Origin of the sequence: Comamonas sp. lk, assembly GCF_900564145.1 — a bacterium.
In the GTDB taxonomy this organism is placed as follows: Bacteria; Pseudomonadota; Gammaproteobacteria; order Burkholderiales; family Burkholderiaceae_C; genus Comamonas.
Genome location: NZ_UOOB01000001.1, coordinates 3,537,377 through 3,559,105, shown reverse-complemented (window position 1 = coordinate 3,559,105; position 21,729 = coordinate 3,537,377). Strand labels below are relative to the sequence as shown.

Sequence of the window (21,729 nt, the reverse complement as noted above, 5' to 3'; positions counted from 1 at the left end):
GAGAATCATCATGTCCAACGCCATTCCAGCCCACAAGCGCATTTTGCTCAAGCTGTCGGGTGAGGCGTTAATGGGGGATGACCAATTCGGCATCAACCGTGCAACCATTGAGCGCATGGTCTCCGAGATCGTGGAAGTAACCAAGGTCGGTGTGCAGGTGGCTGTGGTGATTGGCGGTGGCAATATCTTCCGCGGCGTCGCAGGTGGCTCCGTCGGCATGGATCGCGCCACGGCTGACTATATGGGCATGCTGGCCACGGTGATGAATGCCCTGGCCCTGGCAGACGCCATGGACAAGCAAGGCCTGACAGCCCGCGTGATGTCGGCCATTGCCATCGAGCAAGTGGTGGAGCCCTATGTGCGCCCCAAGGCGTTGCAGTATCTGGAAGAAGGCAAGGTCGTGGTCTTTGCCGCCGGTACCGGCAACCCTTTCTTCACCACCGACACCGCTGCAGCTTTGCGCGGTGCTGAAATCGGTGCCGAAGTGGTGCTCAAGGCCACCAAGGTGGACGGTGTGTATACCGCCGATCCACACAAGGACGCTTCGGCGACCCGCTATGACAAGCTGACGTTCGACGAAGCTATTTCGCGCAATCTGGGCATCATGGATGCCACTGCCTTTGCGCTGTGCCGCGATCAGAAGCTGCCCATTCGTGTTTTCTCCATCGTCAAGCCCGGCGCACTCAAGCGCGTGGTGATGGGTGAAAACGAAGGCACTCTGGTGTACGCTTAAGAGTTCGCTCGCTTTTGATGCAAACTCTTGGCTGCTGAGTCCCTCCAAGGAAAAGAACATGACGATTGCCGAAATCAAGAAAAATACCGAAACCAAGATGGGCCAGTCCATCGAGGCACTGAAGAACAACCTCTCGCGCATCCGTACCGGTCGTGCCAATCCTGCTTTGCTCGACTCCATCCATGTGGAGTACTACGGCTCCATGGTGCCTTTGTCGCAAGTGGCCAACGTGTCCTTGCTGGACTCGCGCACCATCAGCGTGCAGCCCTGGGAAAAGAACATGGCTGCCAAGGTGGAAAAGGCGATTCGCGAAAGCGATCTGGGTCTGAACCCCGCATCGCTGGGCGATCTGATCCGCGTGCCCATGCCTCCCATGAGCGAAGAGCGCCGCAAGGAAATGACCAAGCTGGCTCGCAACGAAGGCGAAAACTCCAAGATTGCCATCCGCAATCTGCGCCGTGATGCCAACGAAGGCGTCAAGAAGCTGGTCAAGGACAAGGAAGCTTCCGAAGACGATCAAAAACGCTCCGAAGCCGACATCCAGAAGATCACCGACAAGCACATCTCCGAGATCGACGTGCTGGTGGCTGCCAAAGAGCAAGACATCCTGGCAGTCTGAGGCAAACAGCCCGAGGACCTGCACTTTTGACTTCCAAAAAAACCGGCGCGGTTCCGCGCCATATTGCCGTCATCATGGATGGCAACGGGCGCTGGGCCAAGCGTCGCCTGCTGCCCCGCCTTGCCGGGCACAAGCAAGGTGTGGAATCGCTGCGCCGCTGCGCCCGCGCCTGCGTGGAGCGCGGCGTGCAGGTGCTCACGGTGTTTGCCTTCTCCTCGGAGAACTGGAATCGCCCGCAGGAAGAGGTCTCCGGCCTCATGAGTCTGCTGGCGACCGCACTTGCCAAGGAAGTGAGCCAGCTGAGCCGAGATGGTGTTCGCCTGTACTTTGTGGGCGATCGCTCCAGTCTGTCTGAAAAAGTGCGCCATGGCCTGGCGCAGGCCGAGCAGCAGACCGCGCACAACACCCGCCTGATTCTCAATATCTGCTTCAACTACGGTGGTCGCTGGGATATTGCTCAGGCCGCTGAGAAGCTGGCGGCTCAAGGTGTGGCCATCACCCCCGAGAGCCTGGACAAGGCCATGGCACTGGCCCATGTGCCCGATCCGGATTTGTTGATCCGTACCGGTGGCGAGATGCGCATCAGCAACTTCCTGCTTTGGCAGGCTGCTTATTCCGAGATGTATTTCAGCGCCAGCCTGTGGCCTGACTTCGATGAGGCTGAACTCGATCTGGCCATTGGTGCTTTCAATGGCCGCGAGCGGCGCTTTGGTCAGACATCCGAACAGATTCAACAGCCGTCCACACCGACTGTGACGGCATAAACAAAAGAGGTGCCATGCTCAAGCAGCGCGTTATCACTGCCTTGATTTTGCTGGCCATCCTGCTGCCCGCATTGTTCTACACCGGCAGCAGCACGCCATTTGCCGTGCTCATGCTGATTTTCATGGCTGCAGGTGCCTGGGAATGGGGGCGACTCAATGGCTTTGGTCAGATGGGCTCCCTGGTCGTGGGCGGTGTCTGCACCGTGCTGTGTGCCGCCTCCTGGTGGGCGGGCTGGCTGCAGCAACCTCTGGGGGCGTTTGGCATGCTGTGGGTGATTGCCGGCGGCATGTGGGTGCTGGGTGGTGGCTTGCTGCTGCGCGCTGGCGTGGCTGGCTGGCCGCACATTCCTGCTGCTGTGCGCTTGGTAGGCGGCGTGCTGGCCTTGTGGGTGGCCTGGATGGCCGTTGTGCAGGCGCGCAATGTGGGAATCAATTTCCTGCTTTCCATGCTGGTGCTGGTATGGGTCGCCGACGTTTTTGCCTACTTCGCGGGCCGAACCTTTGGCCTCAAATTCACCAAGAACAAGCTGGCTCCGACCGTGAGTCCTGGCAAGAGCTGGGAAGGCGTCTGGGGCGGCATGCTGGGCGTGATCGCCCTGGCCCTGCTTTGGGTTTGGGCGGATCGGCACTATGGTGCTGGCGTACCTAGTTTTTATTCGGTGCTGCAGTCGCGCGGAACCTGGTTCCTGCTGCTGGCAGTGGTGTTTATGGCTGCGATGAGCGTGGTGGGCGACCTGGTCGAATCCCTGATCAAGCGCAGCGTTGGTGTCAAGGACAGCAGCGGTTTGCTGCCCGGCCATGGTGGTGTTCTGGATCGCATTGATGCCCTCTTGCCCACGCTGCCGTTGGCAATGATGCTCTCATCCTTTGTGCATCCATGAAGCAAAAAATCACGGTTCTGGGTTCTACCGGTTCGATCGGAACCAACACCCTGGATGTGGTGGCGCGCCACCCTGATCAGTACCAAGTGTTTGCCTTGAGCGCGGCCACCCAGGTGGACTTGATGCTCAAGCAGTGCGCTCAATTCAAGCCCCGCTTTGCCGTCATGGCCAGCGCTTCTCATGCGCAGCTGCTGGCTGAAAAGTTAAAGCAAAATGGGCTTGGAACCCAGGTGTTGCAATCGCAAAATGCTCTTGAATCAATAGCGTCTCATCCCGAGGTGGATGCCGTCATGGCGGCCATCGTCGGTGCTGCGGGTCTGGCCCCCTGTCTGGCTGCAGCCAAGGCCGGCAAACGTTTGCTGCTGGCCAACAAGGAAGCTTTGGTGGTTGGCGGGGCCTTGTTCATGGACACTGTCAAGCGCCACGGCGCCACGCTGCTGCCCATCGATAGCGAGCATTCCGCCATCTTCCAGTGTCTGCCCGAAGACCGCAGCACCTGGGCTGCGCGTGTGGACTCGCTGCTGCTGACCGCCTCGGGCGGGCCTTTCCGTCAGCGCGATCCCGCCACTTTGGCCGAGATCACGCCCGAGCAGGCTTGTTCCCACCCCAATTTCTCCATGGGTCGCAAGATCTCGGTGGATTCGGCCACCATGATGAACAAGGCGCTGGAAGTGATCGAGGCCCGCTGGCTGTTCGACATGGCGCCCGAGAACATCAAGGTGGTGATTCACCCGCAGCAAATCGTGCATTCCATGGTTCAGTTCACGGACTCGTCGGTGCTGGCTCAGCTGGGTACGCCGGATATGCGCGTGCCCATTGCCTGCGGTCTGGCTTGGCCCGAGCGCATTGCCAGCGGCGCGCCGCTGCTGGACTTTTCCAAGCTGGCAGCGCTGACGTTCGAGGAGGCGGATGCCCATCGTTTTCCGGGGCTGCACCTGTCTTGGCAAGCGCTGAGCGCGCCTGAGGGCACGACGACTGTGCTCAATGCGGCCAATGAGGTGGCTGTGGCCGCTTTCCTGGAGCGTCGCCTGGGCTTTGATCGTATCCATGCCGTCAATCTGCAAACCCTGGAGGCCGTGCAGCCTGGAGCTGTCGCCAGCCTGGAAGACCTGATGGCGCTGGATGCCAGAGCACGTGAGCAAGCGCGTGCCATTGCAAATCAGTGGGCTCTGTAAGCCGGCTTTGTGCAAAGCGGTGCGGCCCTGTGATTGAACTTGTGCGCCGGCGCGCTGTCAAAGCGCCATTGAGTCAAAGGAGCTGCTGGTGTTGCTGACGGTTGTTGCGTTCATTGTGGCGCTGGGTGTGTTGATCGCTGTGCACGAGTGGGGGCACTACCGCGTGGCCGTGGCCTGCGGGGTGAAGGTGCTGCGCTACTCCGTGGGCTTTGGCAAGCCGCTGCTGCGCTGGACCAGCAAAAAGACAGGCACCGAGTACGTGGTCGCTGCGCTGCCGCTGGGCGGCTATGTGCGCATGCTTGACGAGCGTGAAGCCGAGGTGGCACCCGAGGAAAAGCACCTGGCCTTCAACAACCAGCCTCTGCGTTCCAGAGCCGCCATCGTTGCGGCCGGCCCGGTGGCCAATCTGGTTTTAGCCATTGCCTTGCTGTCCGTCGTCAACTGGATGGGCGTGACCGAGCCTGCCGCCAGACTGGCCGCGCCGCCTGTGGGCTCTTTGCTGCAAACCGCAGGAGTGCAGGGCGGAGACCGGGTACAGCGCGTTGCCGTTGGCAATCAGGCCTGGGAGCCGGTGCGCTCTCTGGGCGATTTGCGCTGGTCCATCACCACGGCGGCAATCGAGGGCGACGCCCTGCAGCTGGAAGTGGCGGCCGCACCTGACGCAGCGGCCCGCGTGCTGAATCTCAATCTCGCCTCCCTGGAGCAAAAAGAGCCCGATGCGGCCTTTTTTGAAAAAGTGGGTTTGGCCGGTCCCTGGTCCAGCCCGGTGCTGCAAGAGGTGGTTGAAGGCGGACCGGCACAGGTATCCGGTCTGCGCAAAGGCGATTTGGTGCTGAGCGTGGACGGCAAGCCGGTGCAAGACGGCGCGCAGCTGCGCAGCTGGATACGCCAATCGGGTGCCTCCGGCCAGGTCGCGCCCCAAAGCTGGCAGATTCAGCGCGATGGGAAGACCATGGTCTTGACGGTGCAGCCGGAACTGGTGGCCGCGACGGCCGAGCAGCCCAGCACGGGCCGGATCAACGCCTTCATCGGCGGTGAAATCGAGATGGTGGTGGTGCGCCGCGGCTTTGTGGACGGTCTCTGGGCCGGTGTGACGCGGACCTGGGAGCTGTCTGCCATGACCTTGCGCATGATGGGGCGCATGCTGATCGGCGAGGCTTCGCTCAAGAACATCAGCGGCCCGCTGACCATTGCCGACTACGCCGGCAAGTCCGCCAGCATGGGGCTGGTGCAGTATCTTTCGTTTCTTGCGCTCATCAGCATCAGCCTGGGCGTTCTCAACTTGCTACCATTGCCAGTTTTGGATGGCGGGCACCTGATGTATTATCTTTGGGAAGCCGTCACAGGCCGCAGTGTTTCTGATCTTTGGGCCGAGAGATTGCAAAAGGCAGGTGTGGCAGTCATCCTGATGATGATGTCGGTCGCCTTTTTCAATGATTTCAACCGGCTTTGGGGCTAATTTTTCGCCGATTTCGGTAGCTGCAATTGCGGCAAATTCCACTCATGAAAAAACATTTCACTCGCTTTGGCGTGCGCAGAGCAACGGCCTTGGCTGCCATGGTTTTGGCTGCAAACGCGGCATGGGCACTTGAACCTTTCAAAGTGCAGGATATTCGTGTTGAAGGCCTGCAGCGCGTAGAAGCTGGTACGGTTTTCGCATCCATGCCGTTGCGCGTGGGCGAGCAATACGACGATGAAAAGGGCGCCGCAGCCATTCGCTCGCTGTTCGCGCTGGGCTTGTTCAAGGATGTGCGCCTTGAAGCCAATGGCAATGTGCTGGTGGTGGTGGTGGAAGAGCGCCCCACGATTGCTGAAGTGAATTTCGCGGGTACCAAGGAGTTCGACAAGGACACCTTGCTCAAGGCCATGCGCGATGTGGGTCTGGCCGATGGTCGCCCCTTCGACAAGGCACTGGCAGATCGTGCCGAGCAGGAGCTCAAGCGTCAGTACATCAACCGCAGCCTGTATGGCTCCGAGGTGGTGACGACCGTCACGCCGATTGAGCGCAATCGCGTGAACCTGACCTTCACGGTGTCCGAAGGCGAGCCTGCCAAGATCAATGAGATCCATATCGTCGGCAACAAGGCGTTCAAGGAGTCCACACTCAAGGACTTGTTCGACCAGGACACCGGCAACTGGATGAGCTGGTACACCAAGTCGGATCGCTACGCCCGCAACAAGCTCAATGCCGATCTGGAATCGCTGCGCTCCTACTATCTGCAGCGCGGCTACCTGGAGTTCCGCGTGGACTCCACCCAGGTGGCCATTTCGCCAGACAAGCAAAACATTGCGCTGACCGTGAATGTTCACGAAGGCGAGCAATATGTGGTGTCCGGCGTGAAGCTGGTAGGCAATTTCCTGGATCGTGATGACGAATTCAAGTCCCTGATCAAGATCAAGCCTGGTGAGCCCTATAACGCCGATCAGGTGAGCCAGACCATCAAGGCATTCACCGACTATTACAGCAACTTCGGCTTCGCCTTTGCCAAGGTGGAAGCCGTGCCTGAAATCGATCGGGCCAACAACCGCGTGGAACTGGTGCTGCAGGCCCAGCCTTCGCGCCGCGCCTATGTGCGCCGCATCAATGTGAGCGGCAACAACAAGACCCGTGACGAAGTGATTCGCCGGGAGTTCCGTCAGTTTGAAGCCTCTTGGTACGACGGCGACAAGATCAAGCTGTCGCGCGACCGCGTGGACCGCCTTGGCTTCTTTACCGAAGTGAATGTGGAAACCCAGGAAGTGCCTGGTTCTCCCGATCAGGTGGATCTGTTGATCAACGTGGCTGAAAAGCCCACGGGCTCGATTCAGCTGGGTGCCGGTTTCTCCAGTGCTGAAAAGGTCTCGCTGTCCTTCGGTATCAAGCAGGAAAACGTGTTCGGTTCCGGTAACTACCTGGGTGTGGACGTAAATACCAGCAAGTTCAACCGAACCATCGTGATGTCCACCACCAATCCGTATTTCACAGATACGGGCATTTCGCGCACCTACGATCTGTACTACCGCACCATGCGTCCGTACTACGACGACGCGGCCTACAAGATCGTGACCCAGGGTGCTTCCGTGCGCTTTGGTGTGCCGTTCAGCGAGGTGGACACGATTTTCTTCGGTGGTGGTGTCGAAGGCAACGAGATCAAGCCGGGCACTTACATGCCCCAGGTCTATCAGGATTACTGCAACAACTGGGGTTGCAAGCAGACCGGCATTCCCATGACCATTGGCTGGTCTCGCGATAATCGCGACAGCGCCCTGGCGCCTAATGCGGGTCGTTATCAGCGCTTGAATACCGAATTGTCCTTCCTGAGCGATATGCGCTATGTCAAGGCCAATTACCAGATTCAGCAATATATCCCGCTGAACAAGAAATACACGATTGCCTTGAACGGCGAACTGGGCTGGGGCAAGGGCCTCAACGGCCGTCCGTTCCCGATTTTCAAGAACTTCTATTCGGGCGGTTTGGGTTCGGTTCGCGGTTTCGAGCAGGGCTCGCTGGGTAGGCATGACACCACCTACACGAATCTGGCCCTTGGCGGCACGCGCAAGATGACCTTGAATGCCGAGTTCATGGTGCCGTTCCCTGGCGCAGGCAATGACCGAACCTTGCGTTTGTTTACTTTCCTGGACGTTGGCAATGTGTGGGCAGAAGGGGAGAGCATGGAGTTGAACTCCCTGCGCGCTTCCACAGGTATCGGTATTAGCTGGATTTCGCCTTTGGGCCCGCTGCGTTTGGCTTATGCTCAGCCTATCCGCAAGGAAACCGGGGATAGAATCCAAAAACTGCAATTCCAAATCGGAACATCTTTCTAATGAAATCTCTCTCTAGCCACCTTTCTCTGGCTGTGCTGCTTGGCGCCGTGGCCGTCTCTGCGCATGCACAAGAATTCAAGGCCGGTTTTGTGAACACGGATCGCATCTTCCGTGAAGCTTCTACCGCCAAGGCTGCCCAGGCCAAGCTTGAGCAGGAGTTTTCTAAGCGTGAAAAGGATTTGGTCGACAAGGGCAATGCCTTGAAGAGCGCTTCGGAAAAATTCGAGCGTGAAGCGCCGACCATGGCCGAGAGCCAGCGCATGGCCCGTCAGCGTCAGCTGGTGGATCAGGACCGTGACTTCCAGACCAAGCGCCGCGAGTTCCAGGAAGACCTGAATTCCCGCAAGAATGAAGAGCTGTCTCAAGTGCTTGACCGCGCCAACAAGGTGGTCAAGCAAGTGGCCGAAGCTGAAAAGTACGATGTGATCCTGCAGGAAGCTGTGTATATCAACCCCAAGTTCGATATCACAGACAAGGTGATCAAGGCCTTGAACGGCAAGTAAACCATTCAGGTTGAATCTGTGAGCGTTTTATTGGGACAGATTCTCGATGCGCTCGGCGGAGAACTGCTGGGTGGCGGGCGCGAGTTGCAAATCTTGCGCATCGCCCCTCTGGACTCCTCGGGCCATGGTGATCTGAGCTTTCTAAGCAACCCGCGCTATCGCCAGCAGCTGGCCGCCTCTCAGGCGGCCTGCGTCATTGTGGCGCCTGCAATGCGTGAAGAGGCGCAGGCGCGTGGCGCCTGTATCGTCACCGACGATCCCTATGCCTATTTCGCCCGTGCCACCCAGTGGTGGAAGGTGCAGCATGCAGGCGCTGCCATGCGAGGCATCCACGCCAGCGCCGTGGTGCATGAGTCTGCCGTGGTGCATGAATCGGCCTATGTGGGCCCGTTGTGCGTGGTGGAGGCGAATGCGCGTATCGGTGCCGGCACCGTGCTCAAGTCTCGCGTGACGCTAGGCGAAGCCTGCGAAGTGGGTGAGCGTTGCATCTTGCACCCGGGCGTGGTCATTGGCGCGGACGGTTTTGGCTTTGCCCCATCCAAGGGCGCGTGGATCAAGATCGAGCAGTTGGGACGGGTGCGCATTGGCAACGATGTGGAAATTGGCGCCAATACCTGTGTTGATCGGGGTGCACTCGACGACACGGTGATCGAAGACGGCGTCAAGATCGATAATCTGGTGCAGATTGCCCACAATGTGCACATTGGTGCGCATACGGTGATCGCGGGCAATACCGGTATTGCGGGCAGCGCCCGTATTGGTGCACATTGCCAGATTGGCGGCGCAGCCAATATCCTGGGTCATTTGACCATTGCGGATGGCACGGTGATTTCGCCGACATCCATGGTCACCCGCTCATTGCCCAAACCGGGTTTTTATACAGGCATCTTTCCGTTGCAAGAAAACGAGCAATGGGAAAAGAACGCTGCAACATTCAAGCAGCTGTATGTGCTCCGTGAGCGCATCAAAAAGCTTGAGCAAACGCTGGCCAATGACCAGCGAAGCAACAACGGAAACTGATGATGGATATTCAAGCAATTCTCAAGCAACTGCCGCACCGCTACCCCTTTCTTCTGGTGGATCGGGTGCTGGAGCTTGAGCGCAACACCCGTATCAAGGCCATCAAGAACGTCACTTTCAACGAGCCGTTCTTCACCGGTCACTTCCCTGGTCGTCCCGTCATGCCTGGCGTGCTGATTCTGGAAGCCCTGGCCCAGGCTGCGGGTCTGCTGGCTTTCGATGCCATGGGTCAGGTGCCTGATGAAAACAATATCTACTACTTCGTGGGTATTGACTCGGCGCGCTTCAAGCGACCTGTGGTGCCGGGAGATCAACTGGCTCTGGAAATCACCATCGACCGCGTTCGCGGCGGTATCTGGAAGTTCAATGCCGTGGCCAGCGTGGATGGCGAAGTGGCGGCAGAAGCACAGCTGATGTGCACCATGCGCCAAGTGGGTTAAGCGTTGATGGCTGCTGTCAGTCTGATTCACCCCACGGCAGTCGTCGACCCGGCGGCCCAGCTCGACTCGTCGGTGGCTGTGGGGCCGTATGCCGTGATCGGTCCCAAGGTGCGCATTGCCGCGAACACCACGGTGGGTGCGCATTGCGTGATCGAGGGCGACACCACCATTGGCTGCGACAACCATATTTTCCAGTTCGCTTCCCTGGGCGCACAGCCGCAGGACAAGAAGTACGCGGGCGAGCCCACGCGTCTGGAGATCGGTGATCGCAACACGGTGCGCGAGTTCTGTACCTTCAATACCGGCACTTCGCAAGACCGTGGCGTGACCAGTATCGGCTCGGACAACTGGATCATGGCCTATGTGCACATTGCACACGACTGCATCGTGGGCAACAACACCATCCTGGCCAATAACGCCACGCTGGCAGGCCATGTGCATGTGGACGACTGGGTCATCCTGGGTGGCCTCACGGGCGTGCACCAGTTCACCCATATCGGTGCCCATGCGATGGCCGGTTTTGCCAGTCATGTCTCGCAGGATGTGCCGCCTTTCATGATGGTGGACGGCAATCCTCTGTCCGTGCGCGGCTTCAACGCCGAAGGTCTGCGCCGTCGCGGCTTCACGCCCGAGCGTCTGGCCGTCGTCAAGCAAATGCACAAGCTGCTGTACCGCCAGGGTTTGACGCTGGATGCCGCAACCCAGGCCATTGAAGGCCTGAAGGCCGACATGCCTGAGGCACTGCAGGATGTGGAGCATATGCTGGCCTTTCTGGCTGCATCCACACGTGGCATTGCGCGCTAAGACGTGCCGAGCACTGCTAAGGAATACGACGGGCTGTGACAGATCTGGCTAAAACCTCCATGCCTGCGAAAAAGACCGCAGGCATGGCACCTGATATCGCCATGGTGGCCGGAGAGGCTTCCGGCGATTTGCTGGCCTCCTTGCTGCTCGATGGTCTGCGCCAGCGTTGGCCCGATGCCCGCTCCATGGGCATAGGCGGCGCGCAAATGCAGTCGCGGGGCTTTGATGCCTGGTGGCAGTCCGAGCGTCTGGCCGTGCACGGCTACAGCTGGGAAGTGCTGATGCGCGTGGCCGAGTTGCTGGGCATTCGCAAAAAACTGCGTCAGCGCCTGATTGCCCATCCGCCATCGGTCTTTGTCGGCGTGGATGCGCCTGACTTCAATCTGGGCCTGGAAGAAAAGCTGCGCGAAGCTGGCGTCAAGACAGTGCACTTTGTCTGCCCCTCCATCTGGGCCTGGCGTGCCGACCGGATTGAGAAGATCCGCCGTGCGGCCGATCATGTGCTGTGCATTTTTCCCTTCGAGCCCGAGCTCTTGGCCCAGCACGGCATAGAGGCGACCTATGTGGGTCATCCTCTGGCCCAGGTCATTCCTTTGCATCCGGACCGCGCTGCGGCCCGGGCGAAGTTGGGTCTGCCTGAAGAGGGGCTGGTGCTGGCCTTGCTGCCTGGTAGTCGTCGCTCGGAAGTGCGTTATATCGCTTCGGGCTTTTTCAAGGCTGCAGCCTTGGTACTTAAAGCGCTTCCGGCTACCAAAATCGTAGTGCCTGCCGTTCCTTCCTTGTGGGAGGAAGTGCAGCGTATTGCCGCTGAAGCCGGCATGGCGGACAAGGTTCTCATCGTGAAAGGCCAGTCCCACGATGTGCTGGCGGCCTGTGATTGCACGCTGATTGCCAGCGGCACGGCCACGCTGGAAGCGGCCTTGTTCAAGCGCCCCATGGTCATCAGCTACAGCATGCACCCCTGGAGCTGGCGTCTGATGCAACGCAAGCAGCTTCAACCCTGGGTAGGGCTGCCCAATATTTTGTGCGGCGATTTCGTCGTGCCCGAGTTGCTGCAGGATGCCGCAACTCCCGAGGCGCTGGCGAAAGCCGCCTTGGGCTGGCTGCGTGCCAGCCAGGATTCTCCTGTCACCATTGAAGCGCTGGTTGAGCGCTTCACCGCGCTGCACCACGAACTGCGCCGAGATACTGCCCAATTGGCTGCCCATGCGATCGAAAAAATCATTGCCTCCTCCGCTGCTTGAGCAGGATTGCCTGCCGTGGCATCCGCCCGGCTTGGTTGCCGGGGTGGATGAGGCAGGGCGCGGCCCGCTGGCCGGACCGGTGGTGGCTGCTGCCGTCATCCTGGATGACATGAAGCCGATTGCAGGCCTGAACGACTCCAAGAAGCTCACCGCCAATCGCCGCGAAGTGCTGTACGACGAAATTCGTGCCAAAGCTCTGTGCTTTTGCATTGCGCAGGCGTCGGTACAGGAGATTGACGAGCTCAACATCCTGCAGGCCACCTTGCTGGCCATGCGCCGTGCGGTGATGGGCTTGCGCCTCAAGCCCGTGCTGGTGCTGGTCGATGGCAATCAGCTGCCTCAGATCGACGTGCAGGCCGAGGCCATCGTCAAGGGCGACTCCTTGGTTAAAGCCATTTCGGCCGCCTCAATCTTGGCCAAGGTCACGCGTGATCGCTGGTGTGAGCGACTGGACATACAGTATCCGCAATACGGTTTTGCCACCCACAAAGGCTATGGCACGGCCGCGCACCTGGAGGCCTTGCGCGCCCACGGTGCCACGGGCGAACATCGCCGCACGTTTGCCCCCGTCACTAAGGTGTTGCAGGCCGGGCAGATTTGCGAAGGCGGCTTTACCGCGCCCGTGCTTTGTGAAAGTGGCGCCTCGGGCTCGCTTATCCTGTCGCAGGCATCGCTATATTCCTGAGCCAGGTGCTCTGCAGGGGCCGGGGTTTCGCCGTCCGATAGCTGTCGGGCAGGGAGATCCGGCTCCTGTTTTCATTCAAGAGGTAGACATGGCTCCACGCCCTCAGGTCACAGAAATTCATTCGCGCGACAACGCTTTCGTCAAGGAGCTGCGCCGACTCTCGCAAGACAGCACGGCCTACCGCAAGCAAGGTCATATCTGGCTGGAAGGCGATCACCTGTGCCGCGCGGCCCTGGCGCGCGGTCTGGTTCCCAAGATTGCGGTGTTTTCAGAGTCTTTTTGGCCGCAAGCTCCCGCTGAATGGGCGCAAGCAGCTAGCAAAATCATCGTTCTGGCAGACGGTCTGTTTGCCGAAATCAGCAGCCTGGAATCGCCGGCCCGCATGGGCTATGTGATGGGTTGGGATGCGATAGCGCAGGTCAAGCCCGGTGTGGCGACGGTGGTGCTGGATCGCGTGCAGGATGCCGGCAATGTGGGCTCCATCTTGCGAAGCGCCGCCGCTTTTGGTTTTGGCCAGATCGTGGCCCTCAAAGGCACGGCAGCGATCTGGAGCCAGAAAGTTCTGCGCGCCGGCATGGGGGCACATTTCGGCCTGCACATGGTCGAAGCCGCTGCTGTGGAAGATGTGCAGACTTTGCAGATACCCTTGGTCGTGACCAGCTCCCATCAGGGGACTTTGATTCATGAGGCCAGCTTGCCCTGGCCCTGTGCCTGGGCCATGGGCCATGAAGGGCAGGGCGTGGGCGAGGCGCTGATGCAGATGGCCGAGCACCGCATCAGCATTGCGCAGCCCGGCGGTGAGGAATCGCTCAATGTGGCGGCGGCGGCGGCGATCTGCCTGCATGCCAGCAGCGTGAGCATGTTGCGTGCTCACGGGTAATCCCGCAGCAAGTCAAAGGGCTGAAGCCGAGCAGGCTTATAATGGGCGGCTTTCAAGCATCTTTCTACGCCTAGCGACGCTACCTCGCCATTTCCCTGCAGACAAAATGTCCCAGCACACATGCCGGGGCCTCGTTGGGCGTAACCGTAATTAAAAAACCGGAGAACCCAGTGCTTTTGTCTCTCAAGGGAAATTTCCCATCCGCCATTCTGGCGCTCGCAGACGGCACGGTCTTTATTGGCAACTCGATTGGTGCGCAAGGCACCACCGTTGGCGAAGTCGTTTTCAACACTTCGCTGACTGGCTATCAGGAAATCCTCACCGACCCCAGCTATTGCCAGCAGATCGTGACACTCACGTATCCGCACATCGGCAACTATGGTGTCAATCCTGAAGATGTCGAGGCTGACAAGATCCATGCCGCAGGTCTGATCATCAAGAACCTGCCTTTGCTGGCCAGCAACTTCCGTTGCACTCAGACCCTGTCCGAGTACCTGGTCGAAGGCCAGACCGTCGCCATCGCCAACATCGATACCCGCAAGCTCACGCGTCTGCTGCGTGACAAGGGCGCACAAAACGGCGCCATCGTGGGTCTGGCTGCGGGCGAAGAAGCCACGCAGGCCAAGATCGACGAAGCCATTGCCGCAGCCAAGGCCGCACCCAATATGAAGGGTCTGGACTTGGCCAAGGTGGTGTCCACCGACAAGTCCTATCCCTGGGCTGAGACCGAGTGGACGCTGGGTCAAGGCTACGGCAAGCTGGAATCGCCCAAGTTCAAGGTCGTGGCCTACGACTTTGGCGTGAAGAAGAACATTCTGCGCATGCTGGCCGAGCGTGGCTGCGACGTGACCGTGGTGCCTGCCCAGACGCCTGCCAAGGACGTGCTGGCGCTCAACCCCGACGGCGTGTTCCTGTCCAACGGCCCTGGCGATCCCGCACCTTGCGATTACGCGATTGCGGCCGTGCAAGAGATCATGGCTGCCGACATGCCGGTGTTCGGCATCTGCCTGGGTCACCAGATCATGGCGCTGGCCTCCGGCGCCAAGACCTTCAAGATGCAAAACAGCCACCACGGTGCCAACCACCCTGTGAAGGACCTGGATTCCGGCCGGGTGAGCATCACCAGCCAGAACCACGGTTTTGCGGTGGAACTGGACTCGCTGCCCGCCAATGTGCGCGCTACGCACATCAGCCTGTTTGACGGCACGCTGCAAGGTCTGGAGCGCACCGATGTGCCCGCCTTCTGCTTCCAGGGTCACCCCGAAGCATCGCCTGGCCCCAACGATATCGGCTATCTGTTTGACCGCTTCACAGCGCTGATGGAGAAACACAACAATGCCTAAGCGCAACGACCTCAAAAGCATTCTGATCATTGGCGCCGGTCCCATCGTGATCGGTCAGGCCTGCGAGTTTGACTACTCCGGCGTGCAGGCCTGCAAGGCCCTGCGCGAAGAGGGTTACAAGGTCATCCTGATCAACAGCAACCCTGCGACGATCATGACCGACCCCGCGACCGCGGACGTCACCTACATCGAGCCCATCACTTGGCAGACGGTCGAGAAGATCATCGCCAAGGAACGTCCCGATGCCATCTTGCCCACCATGGGTGGCCAGACCGCGCTGAACTGCGCACTGGACCTGTGGAAGCACGGCGTGCTCGAGAAGTACCAGGTCGAGCTGATCGGTGCCAAGCCCGAAGCCATCGACAAGGCCGAAGACCGTCTGAAGTTCAAGGATGCCATGACCAAGATTGGTCTGGGCTCCGCACGTTCCGGCATCGCCCACACCATGGACGAAGCCTGGGCTGTGCAAAAGGAAATGGGCTTCCCCACCGTCATTCGCCCCAGCTTCACGCTGGGCGGCACGGGTGGCGGCATTGCCTACAACTCGGAAGAATTCGAGATCATCTGCAAGCGCGGCCTAGAAGCTTCGCCCACCAACGAGCTGCTGATCGAAGAATCGTTGCTGGGTTGGAAAGAGTACGAGATGGAAGTGGTTCGCGACACAGCGGACAACTGCATCATCGTCTGCTCTATCGAAAATCTGGACCCCATGGGCGTGCACACCGGTGACTCCATCACCGTGGCCCCCGCTCAGACCCTGACCGACAAGGAATACCAGATCATGCGCAATGCCTCGCTGGCAGTGCTGCGTGAAATCGGTGTGGACACCGGCGGCTCCAACGTGCAGTTCTCGGTGAACCCCAAGGACGGTCGCATGATCGTCATTGAGATGAATCCCCGCGTCTCGCGTTCTTCGGCGCTGGCTTCCAAGGCCACGGGCTTCCCCATCGCCAAGATCGCAGCCAAGCTGGCTGTGGGCTTTACGCTGGACGAACTCAAGAACGACATCACCGGTGGCAAGACTCCCGCGTCGTTCGAGCCTTCGATCGACTATGTGGTCACCAAGATCCCACGTTTTGCCTTCGAGAAGTTCCCCGCTGCCGACAATCGCCTGACCACGCAGATGAAGTCTGTGGGTGAAGTGATGGCCATTGGCCGTACCTTCCAGGAATCCTTCCAGAAGGCCTTGCGCGGTCTGGAAGTGGGCGTGGACGGCATGAACGAAAAAACCCAGGATCGCGAGATTCTGGAAAAGGAACTGGGCGAGCCCGGTCCCGACCGCATCTGGTATGTGGGTGATGCTTTCGCTGCCGGCTGGACGCTGGACGAAGTCCACAACATCACCAAGATCGACAAGTGGTTCCTGGTGCAGATCGAAGAGATCATCAAGATCGAACTCGAACTGGATCAAGTCGCTGCCGCCAAGGGCGACGCTGCTCTGGCCTCGCTGGATGCGGGCACTCTGCGCGCTCTGAAGCAAAAGGGCTTCTCGGATCGTCGCCTGGCCAAGCTGCTGCACACCACCGACAAGGCCGTGCGTGAAGCGCGCAAGGCGCTGAAGGTGCGTCCCGTGTTCAAGCGCGTGGACACCTGCGCTGCCGAGTTCGCTTCCAACACCGCGTACATGTACTCCACGTACGACGATGAGTGCGAAGCTGCGCCCACCGACAAGAAGAAGATCATGGTGCTGGGCGGTGGCCCCAACCGTATCGGCCAGGGTATCGAGTTTGACTACTGCTGCGTGCACGCCGCCATGGCCATGCGCGAAGATGGTTACGAAACCATCATGGTCAACTGCAACCCCGAGACCGTGTCCACCGACTACGACACCTCCGACCGCCTGTACTTCGAGCCGCTGACGCTGGAAGACGTGCTGGAAATCGTGGATGTGGAGCAGCCCGAAGGCGTGATCGTGCAATACGGCGGTCAGACGCCTTTGAAGCTGGCCCTGGGTCTGGAGCGCGAAGGCGTGAAGATCATCGGCACCACGCCCGACATGATCGATGCGGCCGAAGACCGCGAGCGCTTCCAGCAACTGCTCAACGAACTGGGTCTGCGTCAGCCGCCCAACGCCACGGCACGTACCGAAACCGAAGCGCTGGAAAAGGCTGCCGGCCTGGGTTACCCCCTGGTGGTGCGTCCTTCCTACGTGCTGGGCGGCCGTGCGATGGAAATCGTGCACGAACAGCGCGATCTGGAGCGCTATATGCGCGAAGCTGTCAAGGTCTCCAACGACTCGCCCGTGCTGCTGGACCACTTCCTGTCCAACGCCATCGAGTGCGATGTGGACTGCGTGCGTGACAAGACCGGTGCCGTGTATATCGGCGGCGTGATGGAGCACATCGAACAGGCTGGCGTGCACTCCGGTGACTCGGCTTGCTCGCTGCCGCCCTACTACCTGAAGGCCGAAACCGTCGCTGAAATCAAGCGCCAGACCGCTGCCATGGCCGAAGGCCTGCATGTGGTGGGCCTGATGAACGTGCAGTTCGCCATCAAGGAAGTGGACGGCCAGGACGTGATCTATGTGCTGGAAGTTAATCCCCGCGCTTCGCGTACCGTACCTTTCGTCTCCAAGGCGACCGGCGTGCAACTGGCCAAGGTGGCTGCACGCTGCATGGCCGGCCAGACGCTGGCCGAGCAGGGCGTGACCAAGGAGGTCACACCGCCTTACTTCAGCGTCAAGGAAGCCGTGTTCCCGTTCGTGAAGTTCCCGGGTGTGGACACCATCCTCGGCCCCGAGATGAAGTCCACCGGTGAAGTCATGGGTGTGGGCAAGACCTTTGGCGAAGCCTTCGTCAAGAGCCAGCTGGGCGCCGGCGTGAGCCTGCCCACCGAAGGCAAGGTCTTCCTGACCGTGAAGAACAACGACAAGGCCCGCGCCGTGGCGATTGCCAAGGATCTGGTGGCCATGGGCTTTACGCTGTGCGCCACGCGTGGCACGGCCGCTGCGATTGCCGAAGCCGGTATCGAAGTGCAGACCGTGAACAAGGTTACCGAAGGCCGTCCCCACATCGTGGACATGATCAAGAACGAGGAAATCGCTCTGGTCATCAACACGGTGGAAGAGCGTCGCAATGCCATCGCCGATTCGCGTCAGATCCGTACCAGCGCTCTGCTGGCCCGTGTGACCACTTTCACCACCATCTTCGGCGCGGAAGCGGCTGTGGAAGGTATGAAGTCCATGAACGATCTGGGTGTGATCTCGGTGCAGGAAATGCACGCGCAGTTGCAACAGGCTTAAAAGCCTGGGCAATCCGGCGCAGTCCGACAGGGGCGCCGGGTTTTACCGGATTTGTGCCGTGGCAAACACGGCATAATGAACGGCAATGAACTTCAACCGCCGCGCGGCAACGTGCGGCGGTTTGCTTTTGGGGCACGGGCCCCTGCTTGACTTTGTCGAGCAGCACTGTGCCTGCGGTGCCGCGCCATGCGCGGCGTTTGCTGAATTTGGAGACTTGACCATGGCCACCATCCCAATCACCAAGCTCGGAGCGGAAAAGCTCAAGACTGAGTTGCAACGTCTCAAGACGGTTGAGCGTCCTGCCGTGATTCAGGCGATTGCCGAAGCGCGCGCCCAGGGCGATCTGAGCGAAAACGCCGAATACGAATCCGCCAAAGAGCATCAAGGCTTTGTGGAAGGCCGTATCAAGGAGATCGAAGGCAAGCTGTCGGCTGCCCAGATCATCGATCCTGCCAGCGTTGATGCCGGTGGCCGCGTGGTGTTTGGCGCCACCGTGGACCTGGAAGATGAAGACAGCGGCGCTGCCGTGACCTACCAGATCGTCGGCGAAGACGAAGCCGATTTGAAGCACGGCCTGATCAACATCTCCAGCCCCATTGCCCGCGCCCTGATCGGCAAGGAAGAGGGCGATACCGCCGTGGTGCAGGCCCCGGGCGGCGAGCGCCGCTACGAAGTAGTGGGCGTGCGCTACCTCTAAGCTATTTGGGCTCAACTCGTGAACGGGTTGATCGTGGTTTGAATACGGGCTTGCCGTGCAATCTGTTGCATGCCAGGCCCGTCGGTGTTTTATCGCTTGACGGGATTTCTGATGTACTTGCGTCTGCCTTTCTTTCTGGCCGCATTGTGGTGGGGCAGTTTGTCCGCCATAGGCTTTATGGCCGTGCCCATGCTGTTCGCCAATCTGCCATCTCCGGCCATGGCGGGCTTTATGGCGGCCAAGCTGTTTGCCGCACAGACATGGATTTCCATAGCATGCTGCGCTTTGCTGCTGGTGTTTTCAAAGCAAAGAAAAGCTGAAAAGATTGAAGAATGGGCGCAAGCTGCTATCGGTTTTGTTATTGCCGGCATGCTGCTGGCCTTGTTGGTGCAGTACGGTGTCTCGCCCAAAATCGTGGCGCGTGAGAATCTCAAGCTGTGGCATGGCGTGGGCACGGCCATGTATGCGCTGCAATGGCTTTGCGCGGCCGTGGTGCTGTGGCGCTTGATCGGCGTACGTTCTCGTCTGGCTTGATCCATGCCAAGCCATGGCTGGCGCTGAGGGTTAAACTGGCACGGCCATGGAATCTCAAATCGTAAAAATCGACGCCACCGACTGGCGCAACGTCCCCAACCGTCCCGAATGGACGGCCGCCGTTGAGGCTGGAAAGCTGCTGTACTTCCCCTCGTTGGCCTTTGATCTCACCGAGCAGGAGAAAAGCCTGCTGCGCCCGGATGTGCGCGACCCCAAAGCACGCAATATCAGCCTCAATGTGGATGGCTCCATCAAAGGGGTGGCGGGCGATGAGGAGGCACAGCAGCAGGTGGCTGCCATGGTGGGCCGTTTCCGCGATCAGGCGACGGCGCTGATTGCCGGCCTGTTCCCCGACTACATACCGGTGGTGCGCATGGCGCCCACCAGCTATAGGCCTTCGCAGGTGGAAACGCGTGCCCAGTCCTGGCGTGCCGACGACAAGCGCATGCATGTGGACGCCTTCCCATCGCGCCCCAACTATGGGGAGCGGATTCTACGTGTCTTCACCAATGTCAATCCTCACGGGCAGCCGCGTGTATGGCGTGTGGGTGAGCCCTTTGAAGCGGTGGCCAGGAAGTTCTTGCCGCGTGCCAAGCCCTATGTGCGCTGGCAGGCCAAGGCACTTGAAATGCTGCATGTGACCAAATCGTTTCGCAGCGAATACGACCATCTCATGCTGCAACTGCACGACGGCATGAAGGGTGATCTGGACTATCAGCAAAACGCGCCGCAGGAGACCGTGCCTTTTGCCGCAGGATCTACCTGGGTGTGCTTTTCCGATCAGGCCGTACACGCCGTGATGGCCGGCCAATACATGCTGGAGCAGACCTTGTTTCTGCCGCCCGGCAGCGAGTACGACAAAGAGGCCAGTCCGCTGGCCATCTTGACGCGACTCAAGGGTCACCCCTTGGTGGATGCACGCTGAGCACGCATGACGCGCCTAGCAAAAAGGCGTTGCCGCAGTGGCAACGCCTTTTGTTTTTAGGGTTGAGGGCCGATCAGCAGATCAACCCCAGGCCTTGGCAATCCATCGTGCCGGCTGGATATGGCGAAAACGTTTGTTGCGACGGCCTTCCAGGGCATCCGGCGGGTTGACTTCTCCGTGGAAGATCACAATGCGCGCATCTTTCGGCGGCACGGGCTCTTTCCAGTAATTGGTCGGCCAGGCAGGAATGCAGTAGTACTTGAAGCTAGGGCACCAGGAGGCCGGCCAGTAGGCCAGCTTGCCTTGCTTGTGCAAAAAGTGCGACAGGTATTCCTGCTCGTTGCGATACTGGGCGCGCAATTGCTCGGTATGGGAGCGAAAATTTTCCAGCACATCGGCATGTGCTCCGAGCTGAAAGCGATAGACCGAAGAATTACCCACAATCCGTTCGCCGAAGCGCCAGAAACGCGGGTAATCGTGGATGATGAGGAATTCACCGCTTTGGGTGAAGAAATCATCAAGGCTGCCGACCACCACCACATCCAGATCCAGGAACAGAGCCACGCCTTTCAAGCCGTACAGGTCGCCTTCAAAAGTGGTGAGCTTTTTCCAGGCGCCATCGCGCTGGCCCGGTGCCAGATGGATGTTGAGGTCAGGAATGGGGAAGCACTCCACCTCTTCACGAATCCCTTCCGTATTGTCGGTCAGGCAAACAAAGCGAAAATCTCCCTTGAGATGGCGGCGCACCATGGCGTAGAGACGGTTGACGTACTCCGGGCCGTACTTGGTACCCCATTTCATGCAAAGGATATGGCGTTGCTGCGTTGGCAGCGGTGTGGTCTGGACCATTGGTGAGATGTCTCAGCAGTAGGAAAGAAGGCGCAAAGCGCCTGGAAGGCTGGATGCTTGGAGGAAAATTAGTCCAAGCGGCCTTTCTTGACCGACTTTTGCTTGGGCTTGGAACGTTTGATCGTGCCGCCGGCTGTCAGGCGTTGATTGCCAAGCACGCGGATCTGCTTGACTTCAGGCTTGGTTCCGGTACGGCCGAACTTGAGCACCTTGATGTCGCGTGGGCCGGGCATGCGGTCTTCGTCATGACGGCGCTCTTTCTCTGGCATGGGACGCCACAGCACGAGCAGCTTGCCGATGTGTTGGATGGGGGCGGCGCCCAGCTCGTCGCACAGAGTCTGATACATCTGTTCGCGGGCTGCGCGGTCGTCACCAAAAACGCGGACCTTGATCAGGCCGTGTGCGTTGAGGGCTGCATCCACTTCCTTCTGGACGGCAGGTGTCAAACCGTCACCGCCAATCAGGACCACGGGGTCCAAATGGTGTGCTTCGGCGCGTTGTTCCCGGCGCTCGGCGGGAGTTAATTGAATTTGGGGCATACCCGTATTATCGAGGCTGAGAGAATCCAGCATGAAAACGAACAGATAA

Annotated in this window: 21 protein-coding genes; 19 read left to right on the top strand and 2 right to left on the bottom strand. The window is 59.6% G+C overall.

The window, feature by feature from the left end:
- Positions 1-10 precede the first annotated feature (10 nt).
- From pyrH to EAO39_RS16155, 19 genes are all read left to right on the top strand, one after another.
- Positions 11-733, top strand: coding sequence for a UMP kinase (gene pyrH, locus EAO39_RS16245; protein WP_120969354.1), 723 nt, complete (start codon positions 11-13; stop codon positions 731-733).
- 58 nt (positions 734-791) lie between these two features.
- Entirely contained in the window at positions 792-1,352 is a 561-nt protein-coding gene (frr, locus tag EAO39_RS16240) for a ribosome recycling factor (protein WP_120969352.1), read from the top strand.
- Positions 1,353-1,378: 26 nt separating this feature from the next.
- Entirely contained in the window at positions 1,379-2,116 is a 738-nt protein-coding gene (gene uppS, locus EAO39_RS16235) for a polyprenyl diphosphate synthase (RefSeq protein WP_120969349.1), read from the top strand.
- 14 nt (positions 2,117-2,130) lie between these two features.
- Entirely contained in the window at positions 2,131-2,997 is an 867-nt protein-coding gene (locus EAO39_RS16230; RefSeq protein ID WP_120969346.1) for a phosphatidate cytidylyltransferase, read from the top strand.
- A complete protein-coding gene (ispC, locus tag EAO39_RS16225; protein ID WP_120969343.1) occupies positions 2,994-4,172 on the top strand; it encodes a 1-deoxy-D-xylulose-5-phosphate reductoisomerase in 1,179 nt (392 codons plus the stop codon). The genes EAO39_RS16230 and ispC overlap by 4 nt, the downstream gene beginning before the upstream one ends.
- A gap of 88 nt (positions 4,173-4,260) precedes the next feature.
- Positions 4,261-5,631, top strand: a complete 1,371-nt coding sequence (rseP, locus tag EAO39_RS16220) for an RIP metalloprotease RseP (protein ID WP_162989595.1) — start codon at positions 4,261-4,263, stop codon at positions 5,629-5,631.
- 44 nt (positions 5,632-5,675) lie between these two features.
- Positions 5,676-7,976, top strand: a complete 2,301-nt coding sequence (bamA, locus tag EAO39_RS16215; protein ID WP_120969340.1) for an outer membrane protein assembly factor BamA — start codon at positions 5,676-5,678, stop codon at positions 7,974-7,976.
- Entirely contained in the window at positions 7,976-8,479 is a 504-nt protein-coding gene (locus EAO39_RS16210; protein WP_120969337.1) for an OmpH family outer membrane protein, read from the top strand. The genes bamA and EAO39_RS16210 overlap by 1 nt, the downstream gene beginning before the upstream one ends.
- Before the next feature lie 18 nt (positions 8,480-8,497).
- Complete coding sequence (gene lpxD, locus EAO39_RS16205) at positions 8,498-9,499, top strand: UDP-3-O-(3-hydroxymyristoyl)glucosamine N-acyltransferase (RefSeq protein ID WP_120969334.1); 1,002 nt, start codon at positions 8,498-8,500, stop codon at positions 9,497-9,499.
- Positions 9,499-9,939 (top strand): 3-hydroxyacyl-ACP dehydratase FabZ, encoded by a 441-nt coding sequence (gene fabZ, locus EAO39_RS16200; RefSeq protein ID WP_120969331.1) that lies wholly within the window; start codon positions 9,499-9,501, stop codon positions 9,937-9,939. Before lpxD ends, fabZ begins: the two co-directional genes overlap by 1 nt.
- A 6-nt stretch (positions 9,940-9,945) precedes the next feature.
- Positions 9,946-10,743 carry an acyl-ACP--UDP-N-acetylglucosamine O-acyltransferase gene (gene lpxA, locus EAO39_RS16195; protein WP_120969328.1) on the top strand — a complete coding sequence of 266 codons (798 nt, stop codon included), beginning with the start codon at positions 9,946-9,948 and terminating at the stop codon, positions 10,741-10,743.
- Between the two features lie 59 nt (positions 10,744-10,802).
- The gene (lpxB, locus tag EAO39_RS16190) at positions 10,803-11,987 is read left to right on the top strand and encodes a lipid-A-disaccharide synthase (RefSeq protein ID WP_120969325.1); all 1,185 of its coding nucleotides are present in this window, start codon (positions 10,803-10,805) and stop codon (positions 11,985-11,987) included.
- Positions 11,950-12,672 carry a ribonuclease HII gene (gene rnhB, locus EAO39_RS16185; protein WP_120969322.1) on the top strand — a complete coding sequence of 241 codons (723 nt, stop codon included), beginning with the start codon at positions 11,950-11,952 and terminating at the stop codon, positions 12,670-12,672. Before lpxB ends, rnhB begins: the two co-directional genes overlap by 38 nt.
- Positions 12,673-12,760: 88 nt before the next feature.
- On the top strand, positions 12,761-13,552 hold the full coding sequence (locus EAO39_RS16180) for an RNA methyltransferase (protein WP_120969319.1): 792 nt from the start codon (positions 12,761-12,763) through the stop codon (positions 13,550-13,552).
- A gap of 170 nt (positions 13,553-13,722) precedes the next feature.
- Complete coding sequence (gene carA / locus EAO39_RS16175) at positions 13,723-14,895, top strand: glutamine-hydrolyzing carbamoyl-phosphate synthase small subunit (RefSeq protein WP_120969316.1); 1,173 nt, start codon at positions 13,723-13,725, stop codon at positions 14,893-14,895.
- Positions 14,888-18,136: a carbamoyl-phosphate synthase large subunit gene (carB, locus tag EAO39_RS16170; protein WP_120969313.1), complete on the top strand. Its 3,249-nt coding sequence runs from the start codon at positions 14,888-14,890 to the stop codon at positions 18,134-18,136. Before carA ends, carB begins: the two co-directional genes overlap by 8 nt.
- Before the next feature lie 220 nt (positions 18,137-18,356).
- Positions 18,357-18,833: a transcription elongation factor GreA gene (greA, locus tag EAO39_RS16165; protein WP_120971197.1), complete on the top strand. Its 477-nt coding sequence runs from the start codon at positions 18,357-18,359 to the stop codon at positions 18,831-18,833.
- Positions 18,834-18,944: 111 nt separating this feature from the next.
- On the top strand, positions 18,945-19,367 hold the full coding sequence (locus EAO39_RS16160; RefSeq protein ID WP_120971196.1) for a DUF4149 domain-containing protein: 423 nt from the start codon (positions 18,945-18,947) through the stop codon (positions 19,365-19,367).
- Between the two features lie 46 nt (positions 19,368-19,413).
- On the top strand, positions 19,414-20,292 hold the full coding sequence (locus EAO39_RS16155; RefSeq protein ID WP_120969310.1) for a Kdo hydroxylase family protein: 879 nt from the start codon (positions 19,414-19,416) through the stop codon (positions 20,290-20,292).
- Positions 20,293-20,373: 81 nt separating this feature from the next.
- Here the strand turns inward: EAO39_RS16155 and EAO39_RS16150 are convergent, their stop codons facing one another.
- Together EAO39_RS16150 and EAO39_RS16145 are read right to left on the bottom strand one after the other, a co-directional pair.
- Positions 20,374-21,141 carry a glycosyltransferase gene (locus EAO39_RS16150; protein WP_162989594.1) on the bottom strand — a complete coding sequence of 256 codons (768 nt, stop codon included), beginning with the start codon at positions 21,139-21,141 and terminating at the stop codon, positions 20,374-20,376.
- Between the two features lie 68 nt (positions 21,142-21,209).
- Complete coding sequence (locus EAO39_RS16145; protein ID WP_120971195.1) at positions 21,210-21,680, bottom strand: YhbY family RNA-binding protein; 471 nt, start codon at positions 21,678-21,680, stop codon at positions 21,210-21,212.
- Positions 21,681-21,729 lie beyond the last annotated feature (49 nt).